At 46.3% G+C, this 21,004-nt stretch carries 19 protein-coding genes and 1 tRNA gene; 1 reads left to right on the top strand and 19 read right to left on the bottom strand.

What is annotated here, in order from left to right; all coding sequences use genetic code 11:
* Positions 1 to 19: 19 nt before the first annotated feature.
* The 19 genes from AC9UGD_RS00235 to AC9UGD_RS00145 form a co-directional block, all read right to left on the bottom strand.
* Positions 20 to 1,288, bottom strand: a complete 1,269-nt coding sequence (locus AC9UGD_RS00235; protein ID WP_509568037.1) for a glutamate-5-semialdehyde dehydrogenase — start codon at positions 1,286 to 1,288, stop codon at positions 20 to 22.
* Entirely contained in the window at positions 1,289 to 2,404 is a 1,116-nt protein-coding gene (gene proB / locus AC9UGD_RS00230) for a glutamate 5-kinase (RefSeq protein WP_509568035.1), read from the bottom strand.
* A complete protein-coding gene (gene obgE, locus AC9UGD_RS00225; RefSeq protein WP_509568033.1) occupies positions 2,401 to 3,906 on the bottom strand; it encodes a GTPase ObgE in 1,506 nt (501 codons plus the stop codon). The genes proB and obgE overlap by 4 nt, the downstream gene beginning before the upstream one ends.
* Positions 3,907 to 4,000: 94 nt before the next feature.
* Positions 4,001 to 4,255, bottom strand: a complete 255-nt coding sequence (gene rpmA, locus AC9UGD_RS00220) for a 50S ribosomal protein L27 (RefSeq protein WP_445821026.1) — start codon at positions 4,253 to 4,255, stop codon at positions 4,001 to 4,003.
* A gap of 14 nt (positions 4,256 to 4,269) precedes the next feature.
* Positions 4,270 to 4,584: a 50S ribosomal protein L21 gene (gene rplU / locus AC9UGD_RS00215; RefSeq protein WP_509568031.1), complete on the bottom strand. Its 315-nt coding sequence runs from the start codon at positions 4,582 to 4,584 to the stop codon at positions 4,270 to 4,272.
* A 90-nt stretch (positions 4,585 to 4,674) separates the two neighbouring features.
* Positions 4,675 to 5,613, bottom strand: a complete 939-nt coding sequence (gene holA, locus AC9UGD_RS00210) for a DNA polymerase III subunit delta (RefSeq protein ID WP_509568029.1) — start codon at positions 5,611 to 5,613, stop codon at positions 4,675 to 4,677.
* Positions 5,614 to 5,625: 12 nt separating this feature from the next.
* The gene (locus tag AC9UGD_RS00205) at positions 5,626 to 7,677 is read right to left on the bottom strand and encodes a ComEC/Rec2 family competence protein (protein ID WP_509568027.1); all 2,052 of its coding nucleotides are present in this window, start codon (positions 7,675 to 7,677) and stop codon (positions 5,626 to 5,628) included.
* Between the two features lie 170 nt (positions 7,678 to 7,847).
* Positions 7,848 to 8,456 carry a ComEA family DNA-binding protein gene (locus AC9UGD_RS00200; RefSeq protein WP_509568025.1) on the bottom strand — a complete coding sequence of 203 codons (609 nt, stop codon included), beginning with the start codon at positions 8,454 to 8,456 and terminating at the stop codon, positions 7,848 to 7,850.
* A gap of 45 nt (positions 8,457 to 8,501) precedes the next feature.
* Positions 8,502 to 10,991, bottom strand: coding sequence for a leucine--tRNA ligase (leuS, locus tag AC9UGD_RS00195; protein ID WP_509568023.1), 2,490 nt, complete (start codon positions 10,989 to 10,991; stop codon positions 8,502 to 8,504).
* Positions 10,992 to 10,994: 3 nt separating this feature from the next.
* Positions 10,995 to 11,067: transfer RNA gene (locus AC9UGD_RS00190), tRNA-Ala, on the bottom strand.
* A gap of 46 nt (positions 11,068 to 11,113) precedes the next feature.
* Complete coding sequence (locus tag AC9UGD_RS00185; RefSeq protein WP_509568021.1) at positions 11,114 to 11,764, bottom strand: histidine phosphatase family protein; 651 nt, start codon at positions 11,762 to 11,764, stop codon at positions 11,114 to 11,116.
* A complete protein-coding gene (gene rsfS, locus AC9UGD_RS00180) occupies positions 11,754 to 12,131 on the bottom strand; it encodes a ribosome silencing factor (RefSeq protein ID WP_509568019.1) in 378 nt (125 codons plus the stop codon). The genes AC9UGD_RS00185 and rsfS overlap by 11 nt, the downstream gene beginning before the upstream one ends.
* On the bottom strand, positions 12,121 to 12,669 hold the full coding sequence (nadD, locus tag AC9UGD_RS00175) for a nicotinate (nicotinamide) nucleotide adenylyltransferase (protein WP_509568017.1): 549 nt from the start codon (positions 12,667 to 12,669) through the stop codon (positions 12,121 to 12,123). The genes rsfS and nadD overlap by 11 nt, the downstream gene beginning before the upstream one ends.
* Position 12,670: 1 nt before the next feature.
* Entirely contained in the window at positions 12,671 to 12,793 is a 123-nt protein-coding gene (locus AC9UGD_RS00170; protein ID WP_509568015.1) for a hypothetical protein, read from the bottom strand.
* Between the two features lie 13 nt (positions 12,794 to 12,806).
* Positions 12,807 to 14,828: an NAD-dependent DNA ligase LigA gene (gene ligA, locus AC9UGD_RS00165; protein ID WP_509568013.1), complete on the bottom strand. Its 2,022-nt coding sequence runs from the start codon at positions 14,826 to 14,828 to the stop codon at positions 12,807 to 12,809.
* Positions 14,825 to 15,898, bottom strand: coding sequence for a tRNA 2-thiouridine(34) synthase MnmA (mnmA, locus tag AC9UGD_RS00160; protein WP_509568012.1), 1,074 nt, complete (start codon positions 15,896 to 15,898; stop codon positions 14,825 to 14,827). Before mnmA ends, ligA begins: the two co-directional genes overlap by 4 nt.
* A complete protein-coding gene (locus AC9UGD_RS00155; RefSeq protein ID WP_509568010.1) occupies positions 15,895 to 17,034 on the bottom strand; it encodes a cysteine desulfurase family protein in 1,140 nt (379 codons plus the stop codon). The genes mnmA and AC9UGD_RS00155 overlap by 4 nt, the downstream gene beginning before the upstream one ends.
* Positions 17,035 to 17,044: 10 nt before the next feature.
* On the bottom strand, positions 17,045 to 17,998 hold the full coding sequence (locus AC9UGD_RS00150) for an electron transfer flavoprotein subunit alpha/FixB family protein (RefSeq protein ID WP_509568008.1): 954 nt from the start codon (positions 17,996 to 17,998) through the stop codon (positions 17,045 to 17,047).
* On the bottom strand, positions 17,995 to 18,780 hold the full coding sequence (locus tag AC9UGD_RS00145; RefSeq protein ID WP_509568006.1) for an electron transfer flavoprotein subunit beta/FixA family protein: 786 nt from the start codon (positions 18,778 to 18,780) through the stop codon (positions 17,995 to 17,997). The genes AC9UGD_RS00150 and AC9UGD_RS00145 overlap by 4 nt, the downstream gene beginning before the upstream one ends.
* A 93-nt stretch (positions 18,781 to 18,873) precedes the next feature.
* Here AC9UGD_RS00145 and glgX point away from each other — a divergent pair, with 93 nt between their 5' ends.
* Complete coding sequence (gene glgX / locus AC9UGD_RS00140; protein WP_509568005.1) at positions 18,874 to 20,982, top strand: glycogen debranching protein GlgX; 2,109 nt, start codon at positions 18,874 to 18,876, stop codon at positions 20,980 to 20,982.
* Positions 20,983 to 21,004: the final 22 nt, after the last annotated feature.

Below are 21,004 nucleotides of genomic sequence, written 5' to 3'. Positions count from 1 at the left end.
AGTCTAATTAAATTGCAGCCTAACTGCGAATTTGCCCATTTCCAGTAACTATCCAAGTGGTGGTGGTCATCGCTTCAAGTCCCATTGGGCCACGGGCATGCAATTTCTGATTTGAGATACCGATTTCCGCCCCAAATCCCATCTGCTCGCCATCTGTAAATCTGGTGGATGTATTGACCATTACAGCTGCACAATCTGCCAAAGCGATAAATCTCTTCACATTCTCTTTGCTTTCAGAAATTATCGCTTCTGTGTGCTGAGTACCAAACTTTGCGATGTGCGCACTTGCTGCATCAACTGAAACAACAATTGCAACATTCATTTCAAGAGTTCCGTACTCGGTGCAAAAGTTCTCATCCGTTGCCAAGGTGGCTGGAATGCCAGCGCTCTTAGCAATCGCAAGAGAAGCATCATCACAGTGCACAATAACTCCAGCCTCATGTAATGCCTTAAGTGCAACTGGTCCAAACTCATTAGCTACCACAGAGTGAAGAAGAAGTGTTTCTGCGGCATTACAGACACTAGGGCGCTGTACCTTTGAATTAATAATAATTGGAATCGCTTTGGATAAATCTGCAAATTCATCGATGTAAACGTGGCACACGCCTGCGCCTGTTTCAATTGTTGGAACGGTTGATTCATCAACAACCATGCGGATCAAAGCAGCGCTTCCACGAGGGATTACTAAATCCACTTTGCCTCGGGCATTTAGAAGTGCTTTAACTGTTTCACGGTCTTCAGATGGAACTAGCTGGATCACATCTGGTGAAATTGAAGTTGTTACTAGAGCATCACGCATAACACGAACCAAAATCTCATTACTGTGTGCAGCGCTAGATGAGCCGCGAAGAAGCGCAGCATTTCCTGACATCAGCAAAATTACTGCAGCATCAACAGTCACATTTGGACGGGCTTCGTACACCATCCCGATAACACCAAATGGAACAGAGATTTGTTCTAACTCAATTCCGTTTGGCAAAGTTGATTTTCGCAATGTGAGACCGAGCGGATCTGGAAGTTGGCTTACTTGGCGCGCTCCCCCGGCAATTCCCTTGATGCGCTCAGGGGTTAACAAAAGCCGATCAAGAAGAGAAGAATTCAATCCTGAAGTTCGCCCAGCTTCCATATCTTTTTCATTTGCACCAAGAATTTCAGCGCTGCGCGCTTCGATGGCATCAGCAATACTTTCGAGTGCTGCTTTGCGCTCTGCGCCAGTTGCAATACTTAAAGTGCGACCCGCAACACGAGCCGTGTCAGCTAAGGTGATGATCAATGTCTGCGCGCTCATCTAAAGCAACACCAAATCATCACGATGAACTAGTTCACGTTCATACTCTGCGCCCAAAGCTGCTGCAAGTTCTTTTGTGGAACGCCCCAACATCTGTGGTAAATCTTCAGAATCAAATGCAACCAGACCGCGTGCAATTACTTTTCCAGTTGGACCAACTAATTCAACTGCGTCACCCGCAATGAACTCCCCCTCGACAGCTGTAACACCTGCTGGCAGCAGAGAAACACCACGTTCTAAAATTGCAGTCACTGCGCCTGCATCAAGGATTAACTTTCCTTGTGGTGTAGTTGCATGTGCAAGCCAAAGCAGTCTCGAAGTAGTTTTGCTTGTCTGGGCATGGAAGTGAGTTCCATGTTCTTCGCCGCGTAATGATTTTTCTGCATCAGTTAGGGATGTCAGCAACATTGGGATTCCTGCAGAGGTTGCAATACGAGCTGCCTCAACTTTGGTAACCATTCCTCCGCTACCAACACCTGCTGTTCCTGCGCCACCAAGTACAACATTTTCAATGTCTGCAATGTTTTTTACTTCATGAATTCTCTGCGCTCCGGCTTGTGAAGGAGGCGCGTCATAGAGCGCGTCAATGTCTGAGACCAAAACCAATAGATCGGCACCAATAAGTAATGCAACTAGTGCCGCAAGACGATCATTATCGCCAAAGCGAATTTCACCTGTGCCAACAGAGTCGTTTTCATTAATGATTGGCACCACACCTAATTGCAACAAACGAAACAAGGTCCGTTGTGCATTTTGGTAATGAGAACGGCGAACAACATCTTGGGTAGTTAGTAGTACTTGAGAAGCAGTTATTGAATGACGATTAAAACTTTGGGTGTACTGTGCAATGAGTAAGCCCTGACCGACCGATGCAGCCGCCTGTTGAGTAGCAAGATCCTTTGGCCGAGTAGTTAAACCGAGTGGAGCTAGTCCTGCTGCGATAGCGCCAGATGAAACAACAACTACTTCTGCCCCGCGTGCTTTGCAAGCGGCAACGACATCAACGAGTTTATTAACGGCAGCTGCATCAAGTGCCGACCCAGCATTACCGGTTAAGGAAGAAGAGCCAATCTTGATGACGATGCGCTGTGCAGAAGTGATCTGCTCTCGGCTCACTTGTCATCTCCATCCTCTGGATCTTTAACTATTATTGGTGAAAGTTTAGGTGTGTGAGGGTCAACAACGTTGTATTCCCACTGCTTGGCGATTTCATCTTCATTCAAAATATCTTCAACGCGCTCAGGCATATTCCATGTTGATTCAAGACGTGAATCTTCACCTCGGCGATGCAAGTGGCCAGCTAGCTGCTCTGCTCCGGCTTCGATTGTTGGCTCCCAATCAAAAACTACTTCAGTCTCCCCGTCTCCGATGCGCACTTCGCTACCTGCAACAGCGCCTTTTTTAAACAACTCTTTTTCGACTCCGAGTTGTGCAAGACGATCTGCCAGATAACCAATTGCTTCGGCATTTTTAAAGTTAGTTTGTCGAACCCAACGTTCTACCTTTTTACCGCGAATCGTAAATGAGCCATCAGCATTTGCATGGACTAAGAATCCAGAATCATCAACAGCAACCGGGCGCAAAATAATGCGAGTGCGCTCTTCAACACCTGCATCTGCTCGATTCTTTTGAACCAAACGTCCCATTGCATAGATCAGATCTTGCAGGCCTACACGAGATGCTGCAGATACTGGATAAACCTCATAACCCTTATCGCGTAACTCTTGTTCAACCATGTCTGACATTGCTTGCCCATCGGGTAAATCGATTTTGTTTAGCGCAATGATGCGAACTCGATCCTCAAGTCCGCCGTACAAAGCTAACTCATTCTCAATTGCTTCAAGATCTGCAACTGGATTTCGATCTGTTTCTAAAGTTCCGCAATCTAGAACATGCACAATTGCAACGCAGCGTTCAACGTGACGTAGGAATTCATGGCCCAAGCCTTTGCCTTGAGATGCACCCGGAATAAGTCCAGGAACATCTGCGACCGTAAATCGAGTTTCACCGGCTTGAACTACGCCAAGGTTTGGAACCAATGTTGTGAATGGATAATCAGCAATCTTTGGACGCGCAGCAGAAACAGCAGCAATCAGTGATGATTTTCCAGCACTTGGAAAGCCAACCAGCGCAATATCTGCAACACTTTTTAACTCAAGGATTAAAGTGCGTTCTTCACCTGGTTCGCCAAGCAAAGCAAAACCTGGAGCGCGACGCTTTGATGAGGACAGCGCCATGTTTCCCAGTCCACCAAAGCCACCTGCAGCTGCACTAAAAGTTGTACCAGTACCAATTAAGTCTGCGATTTGTTCGCCATTGCTATCGTAAATAACAGTTCCATTAGGAACTCCAAGAATTAAATCTTCACCTTGGTGTCCATCCTTGCGATCGCCATATCCTTGATGACCTGAAGTTGCCCGACGGTGAGGTGAATGATGAAAATCAAGCAGGGTTGTAACGCTTGGATCAACAATCAAAATTACATCGCCGCCACGTCCACCATTGCCACCATCTGGTCCGCCAAGAGGCTTGAACTTTTCGCGCTTTACAGAAACACAACCATCGCCACCTTTTCCGGCAATGGCATAGAGAGTTACGCGATCAACAAATGTTGTCACTTCTTAACTCCCTTCCCTTTGCGTAGAAAAACCTTGATGAATGAAAAAAGCGAGCCGCATGATTACGGCTCGCTCTTTTACAAGAAACCTAAAATTAAGCTACCGGAGCCACATTCACAACGCGACGACCGCGAGCGCGACCGAATTCAACAACGCCTGCAGCTAGTGCAAACAAAGTGTCATCCTTACCGCGACCTACGTTCTTGCCTGGGTGAAAATGTGTTCCGCGCTGGCGAACTAGAATTTCGCCTGCATTAACTTCTTGTCCGCCGAAACGCTTGATGCCAAGGTACTGTGGATTGGAATCGCGACCGTTTCGTGTCGAGGAGACACCCTTCTTACTTGCCATTTACTTCGTCTCCCTTACTTCGCGCCGTTGATGGCGGTAATTTTTACACGAGTCAGTTGCGCACGGAATCCCTGGCGACGACGGTGACCTGTCTTGTTCTTGTAACGCAAAATATCAATCTTTGGTCCCTTGAGCTCTTCAATAACTTCGCCAGTGACCTTTACGCCAGACAAAACCTTTGGGTCTGTTGTAACAGCAGCACCATCTACTACGAGCACAGCAGGGAATGAAACAGTTGAGCCAGCAGCAGCGTCGATGCGATCAACGATTACTGTGTCGCCAACTGCGACCTTCTCCTGGCGTCCGCCAGCTTTAACGATTGCGTACACGTGTTACTCCAGTTCAGTTTCTAAGCCGTGACCTAAATGAGGACCGTGGGCAGAGGGTAAGCGTACGCAAGCGTGTGCTTAGCGGTCAAATTACGATTGAACGATCCTGGTCACAGCCTTTTCTAGGGCGTAAATGGGGTCACTTGCCGCACCCTTTACTTCAGCATCTGCCTGGGCAATTGCCCCCACAGCATCGGCAATTTGGGCCGGGCTCCAGCGACTCAGCTGCCTTCTGGCCTTATCGATCTGCCAAGGGGCCATGCCTAACTGTCCTGCAAGTTCAAATGATTTTTGATTGCGATTAGCACCTGAAACCTTGGCTAATGATCGAAGCGATGAAGCGATCGCACTGGTAATCATCACGGGATCGGTACCTGTTTCAAGTGCACTTCTCAACGAAATAAGTGCAGCCGATAAATTCCCATCTAACGCCGCATCGGCAACATCAAAGCCAGTCGTCTCAATTCGACCTTGGTGATAGGTATCGACCATTGCTTCATCAATTAATCCAGCTGGTGCATCGGCTGCAATTTGTCCAACTGCTCCTTGAAGTTCGCGCAGATCATTTCCAAGAGCGCCAACTAATGCAGCAATCGCACCCGCTGAAGCTTTGCGCCCCAAATCTAGAAATAGTGACTTAACGAAATCCTCTTTTTCAGCTTCCTTCTTTAACGGATCACATGCAATTAATTCGGGCTTTACTTTTTTGATCGCATCTAAAAGTGCCTTACCTTTGACTCCACCTTTGTGAACAAAGATCACCGTAGTCGTTGGGTCAGGTTGGTCAAGGTAGCGGGTAATTTCATCGCGATTATCTTCTGGCAAATCTTGCAAGTCACGAATAATTAAAGCGCGACGTTCTGAAAACAATGATGGGGCTAGCGCATCTGCAATATCGCCGACAATTGTGTCGGCTGCAAACAAGGTAGTTATTTCAGATTTTTCCTCTTTTAGCTGGGCGTTTAATTTAGTCAACGCACGATCAGCTAAAGCAGATTCAGAGCCAAGGATTAAGTACAACGAATTCATTGCAATCCCCTTTCAGCTCCAGTAGAACAGCCTAATTGTTCCCTTACTTTTCCGAACACGAAGGTGATGCGCTTTAGCCGTGATGGCTATCGCTCCATCTAGATCTGTCCGAACTACCTGCGTGCCGAGTCTAGTCAACGCCGCAATAGTTTCTGGTGCCGGGTGGCCATAGGAATTCTTAGCTCCAACGCTTATTACCGCTATTTGGGCTGACAAAGCGCTCATTAATTGTTCATCCTGATACTTGGATCCGTGATGGCACACCTTATATATGTCCACATGTCGAACTGATCCCAAAATTGCATGCTGCGCCGGCGGTTCAAGATCACCTGCAGTAAAAATGTTCCAATCGGGCGTTGTTATAAGCAGCGCGATGCTCGAATTATTTATTTGTGAACCCTCACCCGGCATAATCTCAAAGTTTCTAGTCGTATTTTCAGGCCACAACACTTCAAATTGAATTCCAGCTATCTGCGACACCAAACCTTTTTGCACTGTGACGACTTCACTTTCCTGCAATAGCGCTAAGGAATGCGTGCTTTCTAGTAAAGGTTCTAAGTTGTTGCTGATCCAGACCTGACCAACACGACGAGATTGCACAAGTCCCGACAAACCACCTACGTGGTCTGCGTGAAAGTGAGACAAGATCAGCAGAGGTACTTCCTTAATTCCTAAATTTCGAAGACATTTGTTTTCAGCAATTGGATCAGGGCCAACATCAATAACGATTGCTTTACCGTGGTGCAGATTGATGACCATGGAATCGCCTTGACCAACATCGCAGTTTGCAATTTGCCAATCTCCTGCCGGCCAACGTTGCACCCAAGTTAAGGAAAGAATAATTAGAACCAAGAACGCTGTGCTGCGACGCCAACTTTTCTTAAACAACCATAGGAAAGTGACCAACAAGGCAACTATTACAAAACCAATTGTTCCGTTATGAATTGTCAGCACTGGAAATTCCGAACTCCAATGTGCAATTGCGGCTATTGCTCCAGCTGGAACCCTAATGATGTAGATCAAACCCGATGTCAGCGCTGGTGCAAAAGGAGACACTAATGCTGCAATAAAACCCACAATCGTTATCGGAGCAACAAATGGTGCTGCCAGCAAATTGGCAAAAATGCTTATGGGCGATAAATAGCCAGATAGTGAAACCAAAATAGGTGAGCAAAAAACGATTGCAGCAATCGGTGGTGCTAATGCACCAGCTAACCTCTTGTGGGTGGGAAGATGCTTTTCGATCACTGGGGCAAATAGCAAAAGCCCCGCAGTTGCCAATACCGAGAGCGCAAATCCTGCATCACGTGATTGCCACGGATCCCCAAGTACTACGGCTGCGATTGCAAAACCTAATGCTGGCAAAGCATCAGTTTTTCGTTTCATCGATTGCGCTGACAAAAGAACTGCTGCCATTGCCGCGGCGCGTAAAACCGAGGGCGATGGTCGCACCAGTGCAATGAAGCAAGAAAGAGCGATTGCTGTTGCAATGATTCGATAGTTGTTGCGTCGAATCACAAACTGCATGCACCACAAAACAAAGCTGGAAACAATTGCAAAATTTGCACCACTGACGGCAACTAAGTGCACAAGTCCAGATCTTTTCATTTGATCTTTGAACTGTGCAGATTGCTTGGATGTATCACCCAGCACCATTCCGGGAATCAATGCTCCCGAATCACCTTCCCCCGAATGTGTTCGCAACCCCGTTCTAATCGCTCCTAAGGAAGCTGCCCACCTAGAAGCAACAGTTAATATCTCAAAATCATTATTAACAATTAGCATGGCACCTACTCGTGACTCATTAGTCTGCACGACTCGGGCTGTTGCTTTAACTGTTTGACCGGGAAGTATTTCGATTTTGTGTTGCGAAATAATTCGAACCGGCACACGCAACGTAAAATGCTCTTCGTTGATATCAAATGTCAGCAATCGAGCGGTGAAGGAATACTTGCCTGTACTCGTTTGATTTGGATCCGTTATTACCTGTGCGGTGAAATCTATCTGTGAATCAAAGTGCTGAGCGATGGAAGAATGCTCTAGTGACACCTGACGAATCGACATTGCAGTTGCCCCAATAAGGATTGCGACTATAAAAACTAGTAAGCGGGCTTTTCGAAAACCTAAAGGAATCAAAATGAGAGAAGCGAGACAAATTCGCCATGGTGAAGCTGCACTTTGTAACAAAGCTCCACACCAAAGGGCGGCCCCTAGGGCTATCGCCCTGTAATCAATTAAATCCTGACTTTTGCTTTGATCTGCGCGAATTTTGCTGCACCAATTCCACTTACCTTTTGCAGATCATCAATGGTTAGAAAAGAACCGTTGAGCTTTCGATACTCAATTATGCGTTTAGCAATAACTGGACCTATGCCATCTAATGCATCTAGTTGATACGCAGTTGCTCTATTGATATTGATGGGCCCTGAATGAACCTTTTTTGAGACACGTACTCCCGAGCTATTTACTACCGTCGAGTCAACATAGATTTGTTCGCCATCGGTTAGCACGCGTGCCAAATTGATTGTGCTTAAGTCTGCTCCGGGCGCACTATCTCCGGCAGCTTTTATTGCATCGATTACTCTGGACTTTCCGGTCAATGTGTAGACCCCAGGTTTGTTTACTGCTCCAGTCACATCAACGAAGATTTCTGGTTCCACAATTGTGATTGGTGTTATTTCAATTGGTGGACTGCTTTGGGTATTGCCTCTGGCTACGATCAAAACCGATAAAAGTAGTAATACTAATCCAATAATCAGTAGCGATCGTTTTTGGTTGTTCGTGTAATGAAGATCAAGCCACCAATTACTTAGAGATTCAAAGGCATTTCGTAACTGTTCCATTGCGGCATTGTCGATTGCCGCTGCTTACCTGCCGAATTGCCTTAATTAATTGTTGATAACGATATTTACTAGTTTTGGTGCGCGGGTAATTACCTTGTTGATGCTCGCACCAGCCAAGGCTTCGACAACACTTGGCAAAGCAAGCGCGGCCGCTTCTAGATCGGCATCTGAAATCGTTGGAGAAATATCAATACGATCCTTGATTTTTCCATTTATTTGAATGACGGCGGTTACGGTATCGGCAACAAGTAGCTTTTCATCGACAGCAGGCCAACCGGCAAGTGCGACGCAGGGCTTATGACCTAGTCGCTCCCACATTTCTTCGGCGGTAAATGGTGCAACAAGTGAGACCATAATTGCGATTGCCTCTACCGCTTCGCGAACCGCAGGATCTGCAGCCCCGCAACCAGAATCAATCGCCTTACGTGTCGCGTTTACAAGTTCCATCACACGAGCAACGGCCACATTAAATCTAAATGATTCAACAGCAAATGCGGCATCATGCAAAGCTTTATGAGTTGCTTTACGCAATCCAAGTTCACCTGTGCTGAAATCAACGCCAACGGCACTTGTTACATCTCCAGATAATCTCCAGGCGCGGGTTAAAAACTTAACTGAACCAGATGGTGAAACATCAGACCAATCAACATCATCTTCGGGTGGTCCGGCAAAGACCATTGATAGACGAATCGCATCGACTCCGTGATTTTCAAGCTCATCTGAAAGTCGTACTAAGTTGCCGCGACTCTTAGACATTGCTGAGCCATCCATAACAACCATGCCCTGATTGAGCAGACGAGTAAATGGTTCATTGAAATCAACCATTCCCATGTCATTCAAAACCTTAGTAAAGAAGCGGCTATACAACAGGTGCAAGATCGCATGCGTTACTCCGCCAACATACTGATCAACCGGCAACCACGTGTCTACATCTTTCTTAGAAAATGGTTCGGTTGCATTTGTTGGATCTGCATAACGCAGGTAATACCAAGAGGAATCCACAAAGGTATCCATCGTGTCCGTATCGCGCTTGGCAGCGCCAGAACACTTAGGGCACTTTACATTGACCCAATCTGTTGCAGCGCCAAGTGGTGATGCTCCCTTTGGCTTTAAATCTAAGCCTTCTGCATTTGGCAAGGTCAATGGAAGTTGATCTGCCGGAACTGGTACTTCACCACAGGATGGGCAATGAATAATTGGAATTGGAGTACCCCAGTAACGTTGGCGTGAAACTAACCAATCGCGCAAACGATAGTTACGTGCAGCAGCACCTTTGCCATCTGCTTCTAATCTTTTGTTTATTGCTGCGATTGCATCAGCTTTGTTCAAGCCATTCAAAATATCTGAGTTAACTAACTTTCCATCGCCACCTGTAGCAACTCCTGTTGCATTGGGGTCTTCTTCGCCTGTTTCAACAACTACTCGGACAGGCAGCTTCATTGCTCGGGCAAAATCTAAATCGCGTTGATCATGTGCCGGAACAGCCATAATCGCACCAGTACCGTAATCAGCTAATACATAATCACTGGCCCAGATTGGCAATTTTTCACCGTTTACTGGATTAATTGCATAGCGATTTAGAAAAACGCCGCTCTTTGGGCGATCGGTAGCAAGTCGGTCAATATCACTGGCCGCTTTAATCGTTTCCAAATACTTAGCAAATTCTGCTTCAACGCCAGTCCCCTGAACAAGTTCTGCTGCTAATTCGCTGTCAACGGCAACCACCATAAATGTTGCGCCATACAAAGTATCGGGACGAGTTGTATAAATAGTTATTGGTTCGGTGCGACCTTCGATTTCAAAATTGACATTTGCACCCGTTGATCGACCGATCCAGTTGCGCTGCATCGTTAGTACTTTGTCAGGCCAATGACCTTCTAACTGTGCCATGTCATCGAGCAAGCGATCTGCGTAATCTGTGATCTTGAAGTACCACTGATTTAATTTCTTTTTTGTAACCGTCGAATCGCATCGCTCGCACAGTCCTGCAACTACCTGCTCATTTGCTAAAACAGTTTGGCAACCAGGACACCAGTTAACAGCTGAGTCCTTGCGGTATGCCAATCCTCTTTCGTAAAACTTTAGGAATAACCACTGATTCCATTTGTAGTATTCAGGATCGCAGGTATTGAAAACGCGATCCCAATCAAATGAACATGCGTAACGACGCATTGAAGCCTTTTGAACTTCAATGTTTTCATAGGTCCAGATGCGCGGGTCTGAGTTTCGCTTGATCGCGGCGTTTTCTGCAGGCAATCCGAATGCATCCCAACCGATTGGGTGCATTACATTGAAACCCTTTTGTGCCCAATAACGAGCGATTACATCGCCCAGTGCATACGCTTCAGCGTGACCCATATGCAGGTCACCTGATGGGTACGGGAACATATCCAAAACATATTTTTTCTCACGGGTGTCATCTGCGCGACCAGATTTAAATGGTTGCAATTGATCCCAAACAGGCAGCCACTTTTCCTGCACGTAGGCAAAGTCGTATGCCGCGTGCTCGCGCTCGTCATTCACGTTCTTATTCATATGTGGAGCTAAGGGGATTTGAACCCCTGACCCCCTGCATGCCATGCAGGTGCGCTACCAGCTGCGCTATAGCCCCGATTTTCGTGCGAGTGCAGACCTTACCGCATTGCACCCCGTTGGACTTAAGCCGAAGTCGCACCACTTTCTTCGCCGTATACCGGTTCTGGAATAGAGCCCGCGTTATGTTCAACCAAACTCCACTGACGGGGATTACGTTCGAGAATGGACCACGATGCATTTGAGAGACCGCCGATTACACCCCAATGCGACATCGGAAGCTGAAGCAAAGATCCAAGAATGCACCTGGCCGTGCCACCATGCGTCGTAACAACTAATACCTGATCAGTTTTATCGCCTAGCGCTTTCTTAATTGCACGTATTGCACGATCTGCAACTTGACTGCGACGTTCACCGGTTGTGCCCGCTGGATTATCTTCACCATCTATCCAACGAATAAAGTTATCGAAATCCTCTGCGCGATTTTCTGCGCCAGTTTTTCCTTCCCATAACCCGCCATCTGTTTCGCGCAGATCTGCATCAATATCAACTGTTAGTCCAGTTAAATCAGCAAGTGCTTGCGCAGTATTTCGAGCACGTCCTAGGTCACTTGAAATAACTGCAGTTGGATTCATCCCTGCCAAAATCTGAGCAGCATGCTTTGCTTGGAAGATTCCTACTTCATTTAAATCAATATCTGAATGACCTTGGAATCGGTTAACGACATTCCAATCTGTTTGGCCGTGTCGCCATAAAACAACTCTGTTAGCGGCCATTAACTGCAGCCTCTTTCACAGCCTCCAACTCGATTGTTGGGCAGTCATTCCATAGACGATCAAGCATGTAGTACTTACGTAGCTCGGCGCTTTGGACGTGTACAACTAAATCTGAGTAATCAAGAAGAATCCATTCAGCGCCATGTTCGCGGCGAATTGGCTTGTCTCCTGCTGCTGCAAGTTTGCGTTCAACTTCATCGGCAATCGAGTCAACCTGCGCTTCATTTTGACCGGTTACGATCAGAAAAACTTCGCTGAGAACCAATTGATCTGAAAGATCAAGGGCTACAACATCTACTGCGATCTTATCGATGGCAGCATGTGCAGCAATCTGAGTAATCTCGTGGGTTCTTTTGCTAATTGTCATAGAGGTTATTCTCTCGTATAAATGCAGCCACTGATGACGAAACATCCGCGCTCAAACCTTCTCGAATTGTGGTCGCTGCCACTGGCAAAGCCCCAATATCAATTCCATTTCCTTGAAATCCGGGACGTGAAATAACTACAAATTCGACCATGGCGCGAAGTTCATCAATGCGGTGCCACTGATCTAACTTGTCAGCTGCATCCTGTCCCACGATTAGAACAATTTGATCATCTGGATAATTCTGAACAACAGCTTCAACGGTATCAATGGCAAAGCTTGGACCAGTTCGCAAAACTTCAATGGGATTGACTTGAACTTTGCTAGCTACCTCTGTTGGTAAATCTAAAAGCGCCAGTTGACACATTGTTCGTCGTTGTTGGGCCGACGCGTGTGGTGCTTGGTCACGCAGCAAGGGTTGTCCCGCGGGCACAACTAAAAGTTGATCAACAATTTTCTTTTCAATGATTTGGGTAATTACATGCAAATGACCCACATGAATTGGGTCAAATGTTCCACCGTAAATACCTACTCGGGACAAATTAGTCTCGGTCTAGGCGAAGTACTAAATAAAGAAGTACTGTGAAAACCACAAATGCAAAAATGCCAAAAGCAAGTGGTGAAGCTGGAAGTTCTCGGTGCATCTCTTCTGCAAGATTAATCATGGATGAAATACTACTACTTGCCAGCTAGAAGCTCTTTGAACTTCGCCTCATCAATAACGGGCACGCCTAATTCTTGTGCCTTAGCTAACTTTGAACCTGGGTCTGAACCCACTAAAACGTAATCTGTTTTCTTAGATACAGCAGACGCGGCTTTCCCACCATGTGCGGTAATTGTTTCGCTAATGCCATCTCGCGAAAATGACTCGAGCCCTCCAGTAACGACAAAGGTTAATCCAGCCAAAGTCTGTGGCAATGTTTGTGTCGGTTCATTAATCATGCGAACCCCTGCTGCATCCCACTTAGAGATAATTTCTCGGTGCCAATCTATTGAGAACCACTCCACGATTGAATCAGCGATAATTTGACCAACGCCATCAACATCTGCGAGTTGTGCTGCCGATGCCTTTGAAATCGCATCAACCGAACCAAGTGCCGCTGCCAAACCTTGCGCGGCAGTTGGCCCGACATGGCGAATAGAAAGTGCAACCAACGTTCGCCACATTGGTCTGGTCTTTGCCTCTTCCAACGCTGCAAGCAACTTGTCAACATTTGCTGCTGGTGATCCATCTTTCTTGGTAAAGAATTCAGATGTAACAAGTTTTTCAGCGGTTAAGACAAAGAGATCTGACTCATCTGTGATGATCTTTGAATCCAAAAGTGCTACTGCAGCTTCATAACCCAGCACATCAATATCTAATGCTGTGCGTGAGCCAATGTAATAAATTCGCTCACGCAACTGTGCAGGACAGCTTTGTGTGTTTGGGCATCGAATATCGACATCACCTTCGGTCATGGCGCGAAGATCTGATCCGCATTCAGGACACTGAGTTGGCATTACGAAAACTGTTTCATTTCCGGTTCGCTTATCAAATACGGGGCCCAAAACTTCTGGAATCACATCGCCAGCTTTTCGTATTACAACGATGTCACCAATCAAGACACCTTTGCGAACAATCTCTTCGGCATTATGCAAGGTTGCATTAGTCACTGTTGAACCTGCGACCTTTACTGGCTCCATAAATGCAAAAGGTGTAACACGCCCTGTGCGACCAACACTTACCTTGATATCCAATAACTTAGTTGTCACCTCTTCAGGTGGGTACTTATAGGCTATGGCCCACTTAGGCGCACGAGATGTAAAGCCCAATTGTTGCTGCTGTATCAAAGAATCTACCTTGACTACAACGCCATCAATTTCATGTTCAACATCATGGCGATGTTCTGCATAGTGCTGAATAAATTTTTCAACCTCTTTTCGTGTGCCACACACTTTAAATCGATCACTCGTTGGCAAACCCAGTGTTTTCAAATCGCCATATGCCCCACTTTGGGAATCAAAGGTAATGCCTTCTTTTGCTCCGACTCCGTGCACCACAACAGATAATGGACGTCCGGCGGTAACGCGTGGATCTTTCTGACGTAATGATCCGGCCGCCCCATTTCTGGGATTAGCAAACAACTGTTTACCTGATTCTTCGAGGGAATCATTGAGCTCATTAAAAGCTGCAATAGGAAAGAAAACTTCTCCACGGACTTCAATCAATGATGGGATATTTTCACCAATTAAAGTGTGCGGCAAATTCTTAATCGTTTTAACATTGAGGGTCACATCTTCACCAGTAACACCGTTACCTCGCGTTAAACCACGTACTAACTGACCGTTCTCATAGGTTAAGTTGATTGCTAGACCATCGACTTTGACTTCGCACAAATACATTGGATCCGAGACTTCTTTTTCAACGCGATCAAACCAGCTGGCTAACTCCTGAAGATCAAAGACGTTGTCAAGGCTCATCATCTTTTCAATGTGGTCACGTTGCTCAAACTGAGTAGCGAATCCTCCGCCAACATGTTGTGTTGGTGAATCTGGTTCGCGAAGTTCGGGGTTTTTATCTTCCAGCACCTGTAATTTGCGCAAGAGCTCGTCAAACTGGGCGTCAGTAATCGTTGGCTGATCTAAAACGTAATACTTAAATTGATGATCCCGAATCTCATTGATTAGTTCGGTCATTACATGGCGCGGGTTAGTGCTCATTCAGTCTCACTAATTGTTGCTGATCCAACGACACGATCACCATCATAAATAACCATTGCTTGTCCTGTTGCTAATCCCAATAATGGCTCTTCTAACGTGGCAATGAGCAAGGTGCCATCGAAGTAATAAGTACATGGCAATGCTGCGCCATGGGCGCGTATCTGCACAAATCCTTGCTGAACTTGTTCAGTTACTGCCGGACCACACCAGACCGGACGCTCTCCACGCATAATGGTGATCGCTAGATCTTCACGCGCGCCAACGACCACGGTGTTACTTACTGGTTCAATCTTTAGCACAAACCGTGGAGATCCATCCGCTGTCGGAACAGTTAGTCCTAATCCTTTGCGTTGTCCGATTGTGTATGTGTAGGCACCTTTGTGTTCGCCGATCTTGTTTCCATCTTGATCAACAATTGGTCCAACTTCACTGCCTAAGCGATCACGCAACCATCCTGCATTGTCACCAGATGGAACAAAGCAAATGTCATGGCTATCTGGTTTTTGGGCAACAGCCAAGCCGCGTTGTTCTGCTTCAATCCGAATATCAACTTTGGTGGTATCCCCCAAAGGAAATATCGCACCTTCAATTTGTTCGACAGTTAGTACAGATAAAACATAGGACTGATCTTTGGAATGATCTACCGCACGATGCAATGTCTTTCCAGTTTCGCTAATTTGTGTTCGTGCATAGTGCCCTGTTACAACGCCATCAAATCCCATAGCGCGCGCACGATCTAAGACCGCTGCGAATTTAATTTTTTCATTACAACGCAAGCATGGGTTTGGGGTTCTGCCAGCGGCGTACTCTGCTAAGAAATCTTCCACCACGCCATCATGAAACTCTTCTGCCATATCCCAAATATAAAAAGGAATTCCAATTACATCGGCTGCTCGTCGGGCATCATGTGAGTCTTCGATTGTGCAGCAACCTCGTGCGCCAGAACGATACTTTTGTGGATTCGCAGCAAGAGCCAGGTGCACGCCAATGACATCGTGTCCAGCTTCTACTGCGCGGGCAGCAGCTACCGCAGAATCAACTCCACCGCTCATTGCTGCAATCAATTTCATAGATGCGCCGCCCGTCCTCGACTAATTACATCGGGCAATACTGACAAAACGAAATCAACATCTGCCTGCGTAGATGTGGCCCCAAAAGAGAATCGAAGTGATGACTGGGCTGTTTCTTCGGTATGACCCATAGCAAGAAGTACATGGCTGGCTTCATGCACACCTGCGCTACAGGCTGAACCAGTCGATGCAGAAACATGGGCGCTATCTAAGAGCAATAACAAGGTATCGCTTTGAGTTCCGGGAAATGTCACATTCACGATTCCGGGCAATCGAGCACTGATTTCACCATTTATATAAGCATCTGGGATCAACCGTTTAATACCAGAAATAAATGAGTCTCTTAAAACTGACACTATGTTTGCATCATAGGAATCCTTAACAGCTGTTGCAAAGGCAACAATGCTGGGCGTGTTTAATGTTCCGCTGCGGATTTCTCGCTCTTGTCCCCCGCCATGTAGCAACGCAGGAATTTCAAATGCACGACGCAAAATCAGCGCACCGATCCCAAGGGGTCCACCAACTTTATGAGCACTAAGAGTCAAAGCTGTTGTGCCAGATTTTTTGTAAGAAAGTGGTGTTTTTGTAAAACTTTGTACCGCATCTGTATGAACAGGGATATCTGCTGCGATAGCCACAATCTCATCAATTGGTTGCAGCACGCCTGTTTCATTATTGGAATGCATAATAGAGATAACCGCAATTTCAGATCCGCGTTCAGCGACAAGCCTGCGCAGAAATTCTAAATCAACAACACCATCTGATGTGACTGGAACTTCTATAACTTCTGCACCTTCATGAGTTTTTAACCATTGTGCTGGATCTAAAATCGCGTGATGTTCGATTGCTGAAATTACAACAACATTTTTGCCATTCTTCTTGCCGTTCCAAAACAATCCCTTTAAAGCAATGTTATTTGCTTCTGTTCCCGAGGCGGTAAAGATGACTTCGGATGCGAGGCAGTCAATCTTTTGTGCAATAACTTCGCGGGCATCTTCTAGTGTTTTACGAGTTGCACGACCATGTGTGTGCAGGCTTGAAGGATTTCCGAGTTGTTGTAATTGATCAGACATAGCCGACAATGCGGCAGGCGACATTGGAGTCGTTGCGGCATGGTCTACGTAGATCGAAGGCACGGGCCTAAGTCTATGACTTGTGGGCTTTAATGCCTTCTGTTGCCTTTGGCAGCACAGCAAATAGATCGCCGACTACGCCAAAATCTGCAATTTCAAACAATGGCGCTTCTGGGTCTTTATTTACAACAACGATGGTCTTACTTGTCTGCATACCCGCACGATGTTGGATCGCACCTGAAATTCCATTTGCAACATACAGCTGCGGACTAACGGTCTTGCCAGTCTGACCAACTTGATATGAATGCGGATACCAACCTGCATCGGTTGCTGCGCGAGATGCACCAACTGCAGCACCCAATACATCAGCAAAGTTTTCTACCGCACTGAAATCTCCATTCGTGCCACGTCCACCTGAGACAACAATGTTTGCTTCAGTTAGTTCTGGACGACCACCTTGTACTGGAGGTTGTGAAGATGTAACTGTTGCTTTCTTAGAAGCATCAGAAACTGACAATGAGAGTGTTTCAACACTAGGTGCTGATTCAGTTGTGTCTGCATCTACTGAATTAGGGCGCACAGTAATAATTGGTGTGCCATGTGAAACCTTTGAATGAACTGTTGTGGAACCACCAAATACCAACTGTGTTGCCGTGATATCAGCTGAAACATCAACGGCATCGGTAATGATTCCAGAACCAGTCTTAACCGCTGTTCGGGCAGCAACTTCCTTACCAAAAGCATGTGATGCAATAAGTACGCCAGATGGAGATTGTGCGGCAATAATTTGTGCCAAAACATCTGCCGCAGCCGCGACACCATTAGCAACGAAAGCATCAGATTCGACAACGACTATGTTTGCGATTGGACCACGATTAATCGCAGCTGCATAGGTTGAACCTTGTCCGACCGGAGCTAGGACAACAGCTGTAACTTCGCCAATACGCGCACCAGCAGTAGCTAATTCGGCATTTGTCTTAGTAGCTTTTGCGCCGACAAAGTCAGCCAGAATCAATACTTTGCTCATATCAACTTCTTTTCTGCTAGAAATGAAACCAGTTGTTCGCCACCAGTTCCATCATCTGTAACTTTAATACCTGCAGCTCGTGCTGGACGCGGTGTCGCATCTGCAACTAATGACCATGCAGCAATAGCCGAAACTCCAACGGTAGCTAAATCTCTACTTTCGATACTCTTTTTCTTTGCCGCCATAATTCCCTTAAACGATGGGTAGCGCGGTTCATTAATCTTTTCTACAACAGAAATAACACATGGGAACTGTGCGTGCATTTCATCAACACCCGCCTCGGTGACACGTGTAATTGAAACTGTTTTGGCAGCAGGATCCACAGCAACCTTTGATGCAAAAGTTAGTTGAGCAGCATTTAAACGCTCTGCCAACATTGCAGGCACGACACTCATGCGCGCATCAGTTGACTCTGTTCCGCAAATAACTAGATCGAAGCCGCCTTTTTCAATTACTGCAGCCAGCACAGCTGATGTTGCGAGCGCATCTGCTCCGGCAAGTTGTGGATCCGTAATCAAAATTGCATCATTGACACCCATTGACAACGCTTTGCGAACTGCTTCTGTCGCGCGCTCTGGTCCCATAGAAATTACCGTGATGGTGTTATTGCCATCTTCTTCATTTCCACCATGTGCTTCGGCGATACGAAGTGCCTCTTCAACGGCGTACTCATCGAGATCGTTAAGAACAGCATCAACATTTTCGCGATCAAGAATTCCATTGACCATTTTCTTTTCGGCCCATGAATCTGGGACCTGCTTAACGCACACGGCAATCTTCATGGGGCAAATGTTACTGGTCAGTAACCCTAAATGGCTACACAATCACACTGGAATCAACCCTCCTTTTGAGCCTATTCAGGGCAGGATGACGCCATGCTTCCTGCAGATCCTCGCACCCTCGGTTCTACCGTTACAGATGGCGGAACCAACTTTGCAATCTGGAGCAACGCCGCAGATGCCATCGAGCTATGCCTATTTAATGAAGTCAACGGCGCAATGGTTGAAACCCGCTTTGCAATGTCCCATCGCAATGGCCCCATCTGGCACGGATATTTAGCAGGGGTACGCGCTGGCCAAAGATATGGCTATCGGGTTTATGGTCCATGGCTTCCACAACACGGCGTTCGCTTTAATGCTTCCAAATTGTTGCTTGATCCATATGCGCATGTAATTGATGGCGATGTTACTTATTCACCTGAAATCTATGGCCATGTAGCAACCGATGCCTACGGTGCAGGTGATTTAACTGAACGCGATGCACGAGATAGCGCAGGCAAGGTTCCGTATTCAGTCGTAACCGATCATGGTCCGCGTGAAATTGTGCGTCCCTTAGTCCCATGGGCAAAAACTGTTGTGTATGAAGCACACGTTAAAGGATTAACTGCCTTCAATAATGAAATCCCTGAAAATGAACGTGGAACCTACAAAGCATTAGGACATCCCAGCACGATTGCACATTTAAAATCTATTGGAGTAACCGCGCTAGAACTATTGCCGATTGCCCAATCAATCACTGAGCCAGCAATTTATAACCGTGGACGAATTAATCACTGGGGTTATAACTCACTTTTGTTTTCCGCTCCCCATCGTGCCTACGCAGCTACCAGCAACCCGATTAGCGAATTGCAATGGTCAGTTGATCAGCTACATGCCGCCGGAATCGAAGTCATATTAGATGTTGTCTATAACCACACCGCCGAAGGTGGAATTGGTGGCCCAACTCTTTCGTACAGAGGAATCGATAATCACGCTTACTACCGTCAGGATTCAACTGGTAATTATGTAGATGTCACCGGTTGCGGAAACACATTTGCCGCCAGTAAGCCACATTCGGTGCGTCAAATCATTGATTCACTTCGCTGGTGGATTGATGTAGTTGGAGTTGATGGTTTTAGATTTGATTTAACAACGGCCCTGTACACGAGTGATAGCGCAGTTAATTCATCGCTCATGGCTGCTATCGGTGCCGACTCGGTACTGCGCAATTTTAAAATGATTGCCGAACCGTGGGACATTTCTCGATATTCCTTAGGAGATTTCCCTCATCCTTGGCGCGAATGGAATGACGCCTATAGGGATTCTGTTCGACAGTTCTGGTTAGGCGATCTCGCGCGTGGCTTTGGTGAGGGTGTTTCCGATATTGCTTCTAGTATCAGTGGGTCCAGCAATGTATTTCACTATCGAGGACCTACATCGTCAATTAATTTTGTGGCCGCCCATGATGGATTCACGGTTCATGACATGGTTACTTACAACCACAAGCACAACGAAGTAAATGGCGAAGATAACAAAGATGGCAATGACTCCAATCGTTCGTGGAATGTCGGTCACGAAGGTGAATCATCAGATGCCGGAATCAACGAGATTCGAAATCGTCTAAAGAAATCCCTACTGGCAACATTAATGTTGTCATCTGGCGTTCCAATGCTCAACATGGGCGATGAAGCTAGTCGTACTCAGAGTGGTTCTAATAATGGCTACTCATTGCCAATTACGCACACGCATGAGAGTGAGCAATCATTTGATGGTGGCTGGGCATTGTCGTGGAATCTAAATGAAGAGCAAGCAGATATTTTGGCTGCAGTGCAATCGCTGGCACAGATTCGCGCAACATATCTAGCAGATGTTGCTTCCGAATTCTTTACTGGCGCTGTCGATGAAGGTACAAAACGAAAAGATATTGCCTGGTTTTCACTTAGTGGAAATGAAATGAGTGATGATCATTGGCAAGATGAAGAGAAACGAAGTATTACTGTCTTTGTCGAAGCAGATCCAACTAAGGGATTGTTGCTTATGCTCAATTCTTCTCGTGAAGTAACAACATTTACTCTGCCTGATGCAAGCTGGGGCGAAACTTTCCGGTGCATTTTTGATGCATCAAAGAATGTTGCAACCTACGAACCAGTTATCGCAGCGCCTGGTTCAAAAGTTGAGGTTGCAGAACACAGCGTGCTTGTTTGGCTTGTCTCACGTACTAGATAGTAAGTATGCATGCGCAGTAATA

Origin of the sequence: Candidatus Planktophila sp. (assembly GCF_044232745.1) — a bacterium.
Taxonomy (GTDB): Bacteria; Actinomycetota; Actinomycetes; order Nanopelagicales; family Nanopelagicaceae; genus Planktophila.
Note: the sequence above shows the minus strand (reverse complement) of the source record. Positions and strands in the feature narration are given on the sequence as shown.

What these genes read in the sequence shown, in the direction of transcription:
- AC9UGD_RS00235 (WP_509568037.1), bottom strand. Translation starts at nt 1,288, where the DNA reads ATGAGCGCGCAGACATTGATCATCACCTTAGCTGACACGGCTCGTGTT.
- rpmA (WP_445821026.1), bottom strand. Translation starts at nt 4,255, where the DNA reads ATGGCAAGTAAGAAGGGTGTCTCCTCGACACGAAACGGTCGCGATTCC.
- holA (WP_509568029.1), bottom strand. Translation starts at nt 5,613, where the DNA reads ATGAATTCGTTGTACTTAATCCTTGGCTCTGAATCTGCTTTAGCTGAT.
- AC9UGD_RS00205 (WP_509568027.1), bottom strand. Translation starts at nt 7,677, where the DNA reads ATGTCGATTCGTCAGGTGTCACTAGAGCATTCTTCCATCGCTCAGCAC.
- AC9UGD_RS00200 (WP_509568025.1), bottom strand. Translation starts at nt 8,456, where the DNA reads ATGGAACAGTTACGAAATGCCTTTGAATCTCTAAGTAATTGGTGGCTT.
- leuS (WP_509568023.1), bottom strand. Translation starts at nt 10,991, where the DNA reads ATGAATAAGAACGTGAATGACGAGCGCGAGCACGCGGCATACGACTTT.
- AC9UGD_RS00185 (WP_509568021.1), bottom strand. Translation starts at nt 11,764, where the DNA reads ATGGCCGCTAACAGAGTTGTTTTATGGCGACACGGCCAAACAGATTGG.
- rsfS (WP_509568019.1), bottom strand. Translation starts at nt 12,131, where the DNA reads ATGACAATTAGCAAAAGAACCCACGAGATTACTCAGATTGCTGCACAT.
- AC9UGD_RS00170 (WP_509568015.1), bottom strand. Translation starts at nt 12,793, where the DNA reads ATGATTAATCTTGCAGAAGAGATGCACCGAGAACTTCCAGCTTCACCA.
- ligA (WP_509568013.1), bottom strand. Translation starts at nt 14,828, where the DNA reads ATGAGCACTAACCCGCGCCATGTAATGACCGAACTAATCAATGAGATT.
- mnmA (WP_509568012.1), bottom strand. Translation starts at nt 15,898, where the DNA reads ATGAAATTGATTGCAGCAATGAGCGGTGGAGTTGATTCTGCGGTAGCT.
- AC9UGD_RS00150 (WP_509568008.1), bottom strand. Translation starts at nt 17,998, where the DNA reads ATGAGCAAAGTATTGATTCTGGCTGACTTTGTCGGCGCAAAAGCTACT.
- AC9UGD_RS00145 (WP_509568006.1), bottom strand. Translation starts at nt 18,780, where the DNA reads ATGAAGATTGCCGTGTGCGTTAAGCAGGTCCCAGATTCATGGGCCGAA.
- glgX (WP_509568005.1), top strand. Translation starts at nt 18,874, where the DNA reads ATGCTTCCTGCAGATCCTCGCACCCTCGGTTCTACCGTTACAGATGGC.